10 protein-coding genes are annotated in these 13,081 nt (G+C 36.6%); 9 read left to right on the forward strand and 1 reads right to left on the reverse strand.

Features of this window, described 5'->3' with window-relative positions:
• Positions 1–12: 12 nt before the first annotated feature.
• Positions 13–1,404: an amino acid permease gene (locus GSR62_RS00520; protein ID WP_066023698.1), complete on the reverse strand. Its 1,392-nt coding sequence runs from the start codon at positions 1,402–1,404 to the stop codon at positions 13–15.
• A 402-nt stretch (positions 1,405–1,806) separates the two neighbouring features.
• Here GSR62_RS00520 and GSR62_RS00525 point away from each other — a divergent pair, with 402 nt between their 5' ends.
• From GSR62_RS00525 to GSR62_RS00565, 9 genes are all read left to right on the forward strand, one after another.
• Positions 1,807–2,859, forward strand: coding sequence for an acyltransferase family protein (locus GSR62_RS00525; RefSeq protein ID WP_066023697.1), 1,053 nt, complete (start codon positions 1,807–1,809; stop codon positions 2,857–2,859).
• A gap of 164 nt (positions 2,860–3,023) precedes the next feature.
• The gene (locus GSR62_RS00530) at positions 3,024–5,570 is read left to right on the forward strand and encodes a YfhO family protein (protein ID WP_066023696.1); all 2,547 of its coding nucleotides are present in this window, start codon (positions 3,024–3,026) and stop codon (positions 5,568–5,570) included.
• The gene (locus GSR62_RS00535) at positions 5,570–6,502 is read left to right on the forward strand and encodes a glycosyltransferase family 2 protein (RefSeq protein WP_066023695.1); all 933 of its coding nucleotides are present in this window, start codon (positions 5,570–5,572) and stop codon (positions 6,500–6,502) included. The genes GSR62_RS00530 and GSR62_RS00535 overlap by 1 nt, the downstream gene beginning before the upstream one ends.
• A gap of 143 nt (positions 6,503–6,645) precedes the next feature.
• The gene (locus GSR62_RS00540; protein WP_066023694.1) at positions 6,646–7,026 is read left to right on the forward strand and encodes a GtrA family protein; all 381 of its coding nucleotides are present in this window, start codon (positions 6,646–6,648) and stop codon (positions 7,024–7,026) included.
• 15 nt (positions 7,027–7,041) lie between these two features.
• A complete protein-coding gene (locus GSR62_RS00545) occupies positions 7,042–8,196 on the forward strand; it encodes a hypothetical protein (protein WP_066023693.1) in 1,155 nt (384 codons plus the stop codon).
• A gap of 142 nt (positions 8,197–8,338) precedes the next feature.
• Positions 8,339–9,454 (forward strand): UDP-galactopyranose mutase, encoded by a 1,116-nt coding sequence (gene glf / locus GSR62_RS00550; RefSeq protein ID WP_066023692.1) that lies wholly within the window; start codon positions 8,339–8,341, stop codon positions 9,452–9,454.
• Between the two features lie 2 nt (positions 9,455–9,456).
• A complete protein-coding gene (locus GSR62_RS00555; protein WP_066023691.1) occupies positions 9,457–10,887 on the forward strand; it encodes a flippase in 1,431 nt (476 codons plus the stop codon).
• 131 nt (positions 10,888–11,018) lie between these two features.
• Positions 11,019–12,047, forward strand: coding sequence for a glycosyltransferase (locus GSR62_RS00560; RefSeq protein ID WP_066023690.1), 1,029 nt, complete (start codon positions 11,019–11,021; stop codon positions 12,045–12,047).
• Positions 12,040–13,080, forward strand: a complete 1,041-nt coding sequence (locus GSR62_RS00565; RefSeq protein ID WP_066023689.1) for a sugar transferase — start codon at positions 12,040–12,042, stop codon at positions 13,078–13,080. The genes GSR62_RS00560 and GSR62_RS00565 overlap by 8 nt, the downstream gene beginning before the upstream one ends.
• Position 13,081 lies beyond the last annotated feature (1 nt).

A 13,081-nucleotide genomic window follows, 5' to 3' on the forward strand; every position in this document is an offset into this window, starting at 1 on the left:
TTTAACAATTTTTTAGTTTTTAGCTTTCTTATTGCGACTAAAGAAAACAGCGGTCAAGATGAGCAAGAAGATAGCTCCGACCGAAACTGATACACGGGTATCGGGATTGATGAACATGAAGATCATGATCACAACAAGTGAAATGATCGCAAAATAGTTTGAGAACGGATAAAGTGGCATCTTGAACGGATGATCCGTTAATTCATGTGCATTTTGCCGTCTAAACCGCAATTCTGAGATCAAGATCACAAACCATGGCACCATTCCAGGTAAAACACTAGAGCTATACACAACAACGAAGAGATTAGCCGTATTTTTGTTCAAGCTAGTCAAAATGATGTTTAGGATAAACCCAAGCAAGATCCCACCTGAGATAGCTAAGATCGCAATGTTTGGTACCACGTGCTTAGAGAGCTTGCTGAAAATCTTAGGAGCTTCATGGTCGATCGAAAGTTTAAAGAGCATCCGACTGGAACTGTAGATCCCAGAGTTAGCCCCTGACATGGCAGCTGTTAAGACTACGAAATTGATGATCCCGGCAGCACCAGCGATCCCGACTTTAGAGAAAGTTTCAACGAATGGAGAGCCGATCGCAGCTAGTTGATCCCATGGGTAGATCGTTACGATGACAAAGATCGCACCGATATAGAAGATCAAGATACGCCAAACGATCGATTTAACGGCTGCGACGATCGCGTGTTTAGGGTTAGCTGCTTCACCGGCTGTGATCCCTAGAAGTTCGATCCCTTGATAGGAACCAACGATGATCGAAAGTGAGAACATGAAGCCTTTAAAGCCACCAGGGAAAAAGCCACCGTGATCCCATAAATTAGACAAGCCTAGTGGTTGCCAGTTATTTCCAAAGCCAAGGAAGATCACGGCTAGCCCCATAATGATCATCAAGATGATCGTGACTACTTTGATCAAGGCAAAGTAGAACTCTAAAGTCCCGTAAGCCTTGGCTGAGGCTAGATTAGCCAAGGTCAGGGTGATCACAACGACAAGCCCAGATACCCAGTCAGGGAGATTAGGCCACCAGTAATTCAAATACTGTGTAACAGCGATGACTTCACTGATCCCAACGACGATATATTGAAAGATGTTGCTCCATTTAGTTAAATAGCCAGCAAGTGGATGGATATAATCGGTAGCGTAATCAGCAAAAGAACCAGTCCCAGGTTTGATGTAGATCATTTCACCTAGAGCACGCATGACCGCATATAAGACGATCCCAACAAAAGCATAAGCTAGCAAAACAGATGGACCTGTCCATTTGATAGTGGAGGTCGACCCCATAAATAATCCGACCCCGATCGTTCCACCAAGGGCGATCATTTCCATCTGACCAGACGTGAGCGACCGATTTAAATGATTTTTTGGCTGCTCGTTTGAATCCTTACTCATAAAAAATCCCCATTTCTTTGTCCTATGCAAAAAAGCTAACTAAAAAGCGGTATCGACGTAACATTTATTGTTAGGTGATATTGCTGATCAGTTAGCTTTATTAATCGACATTTTATTATCTCAAATAGCCCCAACCAGCCTACATAGTAGTGGTTGAGGTGGTGGTTGCTGTAGTTTGTGTATCAATACTGTAATTCATGGTAACAACCTCCGTGAGCTTTATAAGGTTAGAATACCATTAAAGCTTTGATCGTGCAAGGTAAATTTTTAAGTAGTTTGATAAGTGACTATAGTTATGGGATAGTTGAAGAATTTGTAATATAATATTCTTGACTATTGAGTATAGAGTTTCACGTGAAACATATAGTGCTTGATTTTAAATACATAATTTTTGGAGGAAATATGAAGAAGAGAGTTGATTGGATAGATATAGTTCGTGCAGTGGGCATGTTTCTGATCATTATGGGTCACACATTGGAGGTATACACCTACTCAATTGTGGGGAAATTGATTTTCGCTGTGCATGTACCAGTGTTCTTTGTTTTATCAGGATATCTTTATAAAGAAAAACCATTTAAAAAGGTTTTTAAGGGGGGAAATGTCAATCTATTATTGCCATATTTGGCAACTTTGCTCATTGTAGTTATTATTACGAGATTTAATTTTATTTTTCCCAACTGGATCTACAATTTAGATATGCGTAACTTTTGGATATCAGCTCTTTATGGTAGTGGGACAACATTAAATCCTTTTTGGGATAAGTCGTTAACGATCAATGCAATAGGTGCCATTTGGTTCTTACTAGCAATGTATTTTGGCAATATTTTATTTGATCTTATCATAAAAAGTAGTCGTGGAAATTTATACATAAGTGGGATCATGGCAACGCTCATAACATTTAGTGGCTTTTATTTGAGCGATATGGGAATTTTATTACCATGGTCTATTAATGCAGCATTGGCTAGCCAACTATTTTATTATGGTGGTTATTTGATCAGAAAATTCGATCTGATCGGAAAATATGGTATGTTTGGATGCATTATAGGCGGTGTGTTGTGGATCATATCAGCACAAAGTGGCTTTTTATATCTCAACATCGCACATGCAGATTCACCGATCTTAGCAGTTTTAGGTGGTATTGGTGGTAGTCTTACTTTGATGTACTTGGCAAAGTTACTTTGTGAAACTAAAGTGAATTTGAAGGCTGTTAAATATTATGGACAGATGTCGTTGATCGTTTTATGTGTTCACCTGATAGATTTAAATTCATTTGCTATTTCAGGTAAGATCTATGGAACTTTAGCTCAAACAACGGGAAATCAAATTTTTGCGGTCAGCATGGAGATTTTGTATCGCTTCTTCTTAACTGTTGTAGGTATTATTATTATTCCAAAGTTACCAGTGGTTCGTTCTTTTTACTTGAATCGGACATATCCTTTTTTCGTAAGAAAATAATATTTCGATCGGTCAAAAATAAAATTACGGAGAGCTATGTTTTGTTATTTATGTTAAATTCATTATGTTTAAAATTCTTGGCAGTTTTTTTAAGCACGTGTAAAAGTAGCGATCCACCGATAGTATGTTGAAAAAATTGATCACTATATAAAAGGAGAAGAGGGATGTTATCAGTGCTGAAAAAATATAGTCTATATATTGGTAATTTTTTGTTTGCTTTTTTGATATTAAGTGCGATCCTATTTATAGGAGGATTTGCTCCTTTTGGCAATAAATCATTAGCTATCATGGATGCCTCGATACAGTATCTTGATTTCTTTGCCTATTGGAAAGATGTTTTATTAGGACAAAACAGTGCTACGTTTACTTTCAGTAATTTATTGGGATCGGGAAATTGGTCGCAAATAACTTATTATCTACTATCACCGTTCAATCTCTTAGTTGTGTTTTTTTCTAAAGAGAATTTAAATACTTTTTTTAATTTAGTGGTTGTTTTGAAGCTATCTGTCGCTGCAATGACTAGTACCATATTTTTGAATGTGAGAACTAAATATAGTTTAAAAAAATGGTTACTTACTTTACTTGCGCTAAGTTATGCATTGATGCAGTATAATATCGCTCAAAGTAGTAATATCATGTGGTTAGACGGTGTTTATCTATTACCGTTGAGTTTGCTAGGTGTTTACCTTGTTACGCAACAACGATCACGTGGTCTTTATCTTTTAGCATTGTCGATCGGTTTTGGCTTGATCGTAAATTGGTATGTTGGTGCGATCAATTGTCTATTTTCTTTTGGATGGTTGATCTTGGAGATATGTCTAGCTGAAAATATCACTTTAAAGAAAACTGGCTGGTCAATTTTAAGTTATGCATGGGCGATGATCATCGGAATAATGATAAGTGCAGTTACATTCTTGCCTACTGTATCTTCTATGGGACAACAATCCCGTTCAGGATTAGATTGGTCATTAATGACTAATACTTTTAGGGGGAATATTTTATCGGTTATTCCTAGCTATACTTTGGGAGCTACAAGTTCACCGACTAATGTTTCACTTTTTTGTGGAAGTTTGGTCTTATTAGGTGCAGTATCACTTTTCTTTTCAAGTGGTTTTAAAACCAAAGAAAAACTAGTTCTAGGTATCTTTTTGATCATTTCTTTATTGATGTATTATTGGCAACCGCTATTTATGTTATTTTCACTTTTGAAAGATGCTACGAGTTACTGGTATCGTTATTCGTACGTGGGATCAATGTTTTTAGTATTTATGGCGAGTCTATTTTTTGAAAAATGGTCCAATGAACCCCAAAATAACATAGTACCTTTGCTCAAAGCGACTGTCAGTATTGCAGGTATATCATTGGTCGCATGGTATTTCTTGCCCAAAGTTTCTGAGATACGCTGGGTGCAAAGTGGTATCTTTTTAGGGATGATAGTATTTATATTATGCTTAGTCAGTGCTTCACACTTACAACGTTACAAAAAATACGTTGTAGTTAGTTTATGTTTATTGGTCGGTAGCGAATTAAGCTATAACACTTATTTACTGATCATGAATATGTTTAGCGAGGTTAAAGTTTATCAAAACTATGTTAAACAACAGGATAGGCAGATCACTGCATTAAAGAAATATGACGCTGGTTATTATCGGATCAGTCAGACGAAAGTCAAAGGAGAAGAAGATAATATCAACATCACTGCAAATTATAATGAAGCTTATGGTTTTAATTATTGGTCGATAGCTTCATATATTTCAAGCCCAAGTGGGACGCAGTTAAAGCTATTATCTGATTTAGGCTATCGCACAGAAGGAGATCGTATAAGTATAGTTAATACATCGATCCTACCAACAGACTCTTTTTTAGGTGTGAAATATATTCTTTCGCCATATCCGATAAAGGGGTTAGAAAAAATTACGTTGCAGAAAGCAAATGAAAAAGATGTCTATAAAAATCCTTATGCCTTGCCATTAGGTTTTATCGTTCATGATATAGCTGAGCGATCAAATGGGCTGAATGTGTTTGATTATGAAAACGAAGTCTATACTCAAGCAGCTGCTATACCAACCAAGATATTTAAACCTTTAGCATATGAAAAAGTAGCTACAAAGGGTGGGATGCGCTATAAATTTAAAATTCCCACAGGAAACTACAGTGTATATGGTTCTTTACCTTGGAAATGGAGTGTTGACGGAACAAAATTGGATCTAAATGGAAAAATGCAACAAGTGTATAGTACATGGCTATCCCCAAGCGTTTTCTATGTTCCAACAACAGATGAAGATAGCGGATATATTGAGCTCCAGACTAATGATCAAAATGCTTTCAATGAACTACAACTATATCTACTAGATTTAGACCAATTAGCTAAAGTAACTAATGAGCTTAAGGAGCAAAGTGTGGATGTTAAACTTAATGTGGAAAACGGTAAAGCAAACTTCACGGTAGATAATAAGCAGAACAAGCGTTATTTGCAAACCACAATTCCTTACGAAAGCGGATGGGTCGTGAAGTTGAATGGAAAAGAGATCATGCCAAAATTACTGGATAATACGCTGATGGCACTTCCCTTGGAAAAAGGGAAAAATAATATTACAATGGAGTATCATGTAGTACATTTAAAATTAGGTGCCTTACTAACACTGGTGGGAATTATTTTACTAAGTGGTACTTGGTACTTAACGAAAAAGTACAATAGAGGGAGAAAGTAATGGCAAAAAAATTATCGATCATTGTACCCTGTTACTTTGAAGAAGAATCAGTACCGTTATTTTACGAAGCGGTCGAGAAAGTGAAGGATAAACTAGTAGACGTTGAATTAGAGTATTGGTTTGTAAATGATGGTTCAACGGATAATACTTTGAATGAAATGCAAAAATTACAAATTAAAGATCCAGAACATGTACACTATGTTTCTTTTTCGCGTAATTTTGGTAAAGAAGCTGCGCTGTATTGTGGCTTGCGGGAGGCAACTGGTGACTATGTAACTGTAATGGATGTTGATCTACAAGATCCACCTGATATGTTACCAGAGATGCTAAATATAATCGAAACCACTGATTATGATTGTGTAGGTACTAGACGAGTAGATCGTTCGGGTGAGCCACCAATTCGATCATTTTTTGCACGGATGTTTTATAAATTGATCAATAAGATCTCTGATACTGAGATCATTGATGGTGCACGAGATTTTCGCTTGATGACGCGTCAAATGGTCGATGCGATTCTTGAAATGAGCGAGTACAACCGCTTTTCGAAGGGGATCTTTAGCTGGGTCGGTTTCAAGACTAAATATTTAAATTACGAAAACCAAGAGCGTGTAGCTGGTAAAACTAGTTGGAATTTCTGGAGTTTGTTTAAATATTCTATTGATGGTATAGTGAATTTTTCACAATTTCCTTTAGATATTGCGGCTTTTGTAGGTTTCATTTCCTCAGTGATCTCAGGGCTAGGTATTTTATTTATCATTGCGCGTTATTTGATCCAAGGTGATCCAACTAGTGGTTGGGCCTCAACGATCTGTATCATGCTTTTTATCGGTGGGATTCAACTGTTTTGTTTAGGGATCGTGGGTAAGTACATTGGTAAGATCTTTACCGAAGTCAAAAATCGCCCGGTTTATATCATCAAAGAAAAGAAATAATACTAAAAGCCCCCAATTTTTGGGGGTTTTTAGTTGATATAGATTAGACTATTTAGAGCCGATAAAGTAAAATAACAGTATATAAATCACGTTAAGGACTGATAATTATCATTAACAAATTTAAAAATTTATTCGATGCCACAATGATTAAATTTATCTTAGTAGGGATCGTCAATACGATTTTTGGAATGGGGATCATGTTTATTTTTTATAACTTTTTCCATTTCAGTTACTGGGTATCATCGGCCTCAAATTATATTTTTGGTAGTATTTTGAGTTACTTTTTAAACAAACATTTCACCTTTCAAAATAAATCTAAGAGTTTGGTGACCGTGATCAAGTTCACTGTAAATATCACTGTGTGCTATCTGATCGCGTATGGTGTCGCTAAACCACTAGCCATGTGGGTATTTAGTGGATTTGATACACATGTGCAAAATAATGTAGCTATGTTGGCTGGGTCAGTATTTTTTGTAGGACTAAATTATCTAGGTCAAAGATTCTGGGCCTTTAAAGAAGAGTAGTTAGGGGGCTGTCTGGTGCTTGAAAAATTAGCGTTAAACAAAAATAACCTGGGAAATCAGCTCTATATGTTCTGTTTCAGTCTATATCTGATCGTCAATTTTATGGCAGGAACGACACTTTCGCGGGCTCTAGGATTAGGTACGATCGTTATTTTATTGCGGCTTTCACAATTGGCAGCATTCTTGGTTTTTTGTAAGATCATTATTTTTGATCGACACAAGTTTAATACGATCCTAGCGATCTTAGTTGGAGCGTGTTTTTTATTTATTGTTTGTAAGCAGGCACATGAATTAGATCCGTTTTTTATGTATTTATTTATCGTTGGCGCATATAGAATAGATTTTAAACAAATTTTAAATAAATATATTTTGGTTGTCCTATCAATGCTTTTGTTGGTTTATGCAGCAGCAGTTTTAGGGCTTGTTCCTAACAATATCATGTGGCGCGAAGGTGCAGGTGTAGTTAGAGCTGGGCTAGGGTTAGCTACTCCATCTGATCTAGCGGCGCATGTTTTCTATTTGATGCTTGCTTTTGCGCTGGTGCGGGATTTTATTTTTTCACGCCAAGAGATCGGGTTTATGGCTTTGATCGCAGTATTGATCTTTGCTATCACTAATAGTCGGTTGGATGCATTGCTAATGTTATTATTGCTTATAACAATGTATTTTAGAGGATATATTTTTAAGGCGGTAAAATATATTGGCTTTAAAGGGACAGCTCTACTAGTAGCATTGTATGCACTAAGTAATCTGTTATTGACTTATTTTTTTGATCCATATGATCCAGTTTTTGCTCAGCTAGATACTTTGTTATCCCGTCGTTTATTGTTTGGAAATATGGCGTTTGAAAAGTATCCGATCCACTTATTTGGGCAATATATCTATCAAAATGGTAATGGAGATCCGAGGGGCTTTGTAGTCTATTACTTTATCGATTCTGCCTATGTTCAAGCTTTGATGATGTTTGGAGTTATCTTTTTACTATTTATGCTTGGTTTACTAGCCTATCTGCTTTATCGGGCATTCAAAATACGATACTATGGATTGGCGATCGCAGTTTTATTGATAGCTTTGAGTATGGCAGTCAATCATCATTTCTGGCACATGTCTTATAATGTCAGTTTACTAGCTTTATTAGCGGTTTTGCCTCCAGCATTAGATACCGAATAAAACTTAATTTTTTAGCCTACTTTGTAAGAAAGTAGGCTAAGTTTTTATTCTGTGGTATAATGCAAAAGGAATTACCGTCATTGTGACGGCTTTTTGTTTAATTAGAAGAGATAAATCAGATATCTTTGGAGGAGTACATATTATGTCTAAGTATTTAGTTGTTGGTGCAGGACTTTTTGGGGCTGTCTTTGCCAATGAAGCGGCTAAGCGTGGCCATGAAGTTACAGTGATCGAAAAGCGTGACCACTTAGCGGGAAATATTTATACGAAAGAAGTCAATGGGATCCAAGTGCACCAATATGGCGCACATATTTTCCACACTTCAAACAAAAAAGTTTGGGATTACGTGAACCAATTTGCTGAATTTAACCGGTATACGAATACCCCAGTGGCAAATTATAACGGCGAGATCTATAACTTGCCTTTCAACATGAATACTTTCAATAAGCTTTGGGGAGTAGTCACACCTAAAGAAGCACAAGCAAAGATCGATGAACAACGTGCTGTTTTGAACGGTAAGACACCCGAAAACTTGGAAGAACAAGCTATTTCGTTGATCGGTACCGATATCTATGAAAAATTGATCAAGGGTTATACTGAGAAGCAATGGGGGCGTAAGGCAACTGAATTGCCAGCCTTTATCATTCGCCGTTTACCGGTACGTTTGACTTACGATAACAACTATTTCAACGATGATTATCAAGGGATCCCAGTTGGTGGCTACACACAGATCGTGGAAAAGATGTTAGATCACGACAACATCACCGTCAAAACCAATACTGATTTCTTTGATAACAAAGACCAATACTTGAGTAATTACGATAAAGTCTTATTCACTGGGATGATCGATCAATTCTTTGATTATAAACTAGGTGAATTAGAATATCGGAGTTTACGGTTTGAGACTGAAACCTTAGACGTTGATAACTATCAAGGTAATGCGGTCGTTAACTACACCGATGCTAAGACACCATATACACGGATCATTGAGCATAAGCACTTTGAATTTGGTAAAGGTGATAAGAATAAGACCGTTATAACCCGAGAATACCCTGCTGATTGGAAACGGGGCGATGAACCATATTATCCGGTCAACGATAAGAAGAACAATGCGCTTTATACTAAATACCAAGATCTAGCTAAACAAGAAGCGCAAAATGTGATTTTTGGTGGACGTTTAGGTCAATATCGCTATTACAACATGGATCAAGTGATCTCGGCTGCTTTGACCACAGTTAAGCAAGAATTTGGTGATTAAAAATGAAAGTTCTCCGCAACTATTTATATAATGCGGGCTACCAAGTGTTAGCGATCATTGTACCGTTGATCACAAGTCCCTATATCAGTCGTGTCTTACATGCGTCAGGGGTCGGCGATAATGCTTATACTAATTCGATCATCCAGTACTTTGTTATGTTTGCTGCTTTAGGTGTCGGCTATTACGGAAATCGTGAAATCGCATATGTGAGAGAAGATCGACAAAAAATGTCAGAAACTTTTTGGGAGATCCAGATCCTAAAAACTTTGACGACTTTAGTGGCATATTTAGCATTTGTGATTTTTTTGCAGATCTATACAGAATACACCTGGTATTTATGGATCCAGTCGATCAATGTGCTTGCCGTCGCATTTGATATCTCATGGCTCTTTATGGGGATCGAAGATTTTAAGCGAACGGTCATCAGAAACACGATCGTTAAATTAGCTTCAATGGTCATGATTTTTACACTTGTACGTGATGCAAACGATGTAGCTTTGTATATCTTTATTATTGGTGCATCGACCTTCTTTGGAAATTTGATCTTATGGCCATATCTAAAAAAGATCTTGGTTCCAGTCAAATTTAAAGAGCTACATCCACTAAAGCATTTTAATCCAACAGTGTCGTTATTTATTCCGCAAGTTGCGACATCAGTTTATCTGCAACTGAATAAGACAATGTTAGGTGCAATGGTCGGTGCTGAGTATGCGGGATTTTATTTTAATGCCGATCAGATCGTTAAAATGGTTTTAACTTTGGCGACCTCACTAGGAACGGTGATGTTGCCACATATGGCTTCAGCTTTTGCTAAGGGAAAACATAAAGAAGTAAATAAGATGTTGTATACATCTTTTGACTTCATATCCTTATTATCCGTTGCGATGACCTTTGGGCTAGCTGCAGTATCATTGCATTTGGGACCTTATTTCTATGGACATGGTTTTGGTCCTGTGGGTAAGGCAATGTTGATCGAAGCTGCTGTTATTTTATTTATTGCTTGGAGCAATACTGTTGGTGCCCAGTACTTATTGCCGACTAATAAGGTCAAAGCATTTACGACATCAGTTGTTTTAGGCGCAGTCGTAAATATGATCGCTAACTTACCATTTATCTATTTATGGGGCTTAGAAGGTGCCATGTATGCGACTGTTATTTCTGAATTTGTAGTTACTGCATATCAAATTTGGTATATTCGTGATCTCGTGGATCTGAAGCAGATGTTTATCAATATCCCTAAGTATCTAATTGCAGGTATAGTAATGTTTGTTCCTGTATTTATGTTAGATAATTACCTAAAGACAAGTATCTTGACATTGGCAATAGAAGTTATTATTGGGATCTTGATCTATATTGTTATGATCATCGTGTTACGACCTACATCGCTTAATCAAATTACGACTATGATAAAGAGTAAAGTAAAAGGTAATTAAAAACATGGTAAGTTGCGGTAAAACACCAATTGCTTACCATGTTTTTTTATAAGATCACGGATGCTACATTTTAAGTCGTAAGTATAGTATAATTACGAAGTATTGAAGCTAGAAGTAAAGGGGCTTTAAAAATGAAAAATTATGTATTGTTATGGCATGATAGTGCACGTGCCACGGGTGGTATCAAAGCCAAAGAAGATACTAATAATTTTTTTAGACAAGAAAATTATCAAGTTATAGATACTCCAACTGGAAAGATCGCAAAAGTTTTGTACGTTTTTTGTGTACTTCCTTTTATCTTCTTAAAAATCAGAAGCGGAAATGTTATCGTTCAATTTCCTTCAGGGAAAACATTTTTACAGAAAATGATGTTAGGTTGCATCAAATATCTTTCGGGTGCGAAACTGATCTTGATCGTTCATGATATCGAGGCATTACGTGCTAATGCTGGGGATGGTCATAGCCGTGAAAATGAGACCGAATTGAAATTATTGGGAATGGCTGATGGTTTAGTCTCTTTGAACGATGTGATGACAGATTGGTTGCATGAGCATGGGATCAATGGTTTGATCACTAATTTAAATGTTTGGGATTATGATAATCCTAATCCGATAAATCCGATGCTACCATACACCGGAAATATCTGTTTTGCTGGAAATTTAGATAAATCGACATTTCTAACTAAATATGATTTGAAACATAAGTTACTAGTTTTTGGGCGTAAAACGACACCCGTGAATTTTCCAGGTAATATAGAATATGGTGGTGTCTTTAGTCCTGAAGAATTACCGAGCAAGTTAAAGGCGAACTTTGGCTTGATCTGGGATGGGGATGAATTAACAACTTGTTCGGGTAACTTTGGAAAATATTTACGGTATAATGCGCCGCATAAGACATCGTTATATTTAAGTTCAGGTGTTCCCGTTATTGTTTGGAAAGAGGCAGCTATCGCTAAATTTATTGAACATTATGGCTGTGGCTTGACTATTTCAAGTTTGAACGAACTAGACAATGTCTTAGACGATTTGACATCAGAGCAATATGAAAAATTATACAAAAACACAGTTCAAGTTGCTGATATGATGCGTCGAGGTGTATTCATGCAAACAGCAATAAATTCATTGATCAAAATGTTAGACGAAGGGAAAAAAGATGAATAAATATGTTTTAACGATCGGAGACCCAAATAAGAATAATGCGGGTCCTAAGGCTAAGGAAGATGTGCTATATTTTTTGAAAGATGAAGGCTTTTTACCACTGCCACTTAACCTTAAGTTAGATCCTGAAGATCGGAGCTTTGGAGCAAAATTACGCAAAGTATATGATGTTAAATTTAAGATACCGCGTGTATTTAAGAAATTAAAAGCAGAAGTGATAGTTTTACAGTACCCGATCTATTCAACGTACTTGACGAATAATATCATTAAAGCAATCAGAAGTTATACTGATGCTAAGTTGTATTTAGTGATCCATGATGTTGAAACGTTAAGACTTTTTAAGGATGACCAGAATTTTTCCCAAAATGAGATCGAAGTGTTCAACAGTGTTGATGGGATCATTGACCATAATCGAAAAATGCATGCTTGGTTAGATGAACAAGGTGTAACGACACCATGTATAGATCTAGGTATATTTGATTATCATAATCCAACTGAATTACGTGAAGAATATGATTATGATCGCTCATTGGTTTTTGCTGGAAATTTAGCTAAGTCAAAATTTTTGACCAGTAAGGAGTTTGAAAAGCTAGCTTTCAAATTAGAACTTTTCGGACCCTCACCAGCTGAGAAATATGCAGAAAATATAAATTATCAGGGTGTTTATTCACCGGAGGAATTGCCAGAGCACTTAAAGCAAAATTTTGGCTTGGTTTGGGATGGTAATAGTATAGCTAAATGTGATGGAACCTTTGGTGAGTATACTAAGTACAATAACCCTCATAAGGCATCGCTTTATTTAAGCAGTGGCTTGCCGATCATAGTGTGGAAAAAAGCGGCATTAGCTGATTTTGTGATCGATAATAATGTTGGTTTTGCAGTTGATAGCTTGACTGAAATTGATGAGCGGCTTGAAAATATGCCACGTGAAGAATATTCAGTGCTGAAGAAGAATGCTTTAGCGGTAGCACAAAAGATCCGTACTGGTGAGTTTATTAAAACAGCAATGACAAAGTTAGAAAAAGTAAAGGATTAAA

Origin of the sequence: Ligilactobacillus animalis, assembly GCF_009933595.1 — a bacterium.
GTDB classification, from domain to species: Bacteria; Bacillota; Bacilli; order Lactobacillales; family Lactobacillaceae; genus Ligilactobacillus; species Ligilactobacillus animalis.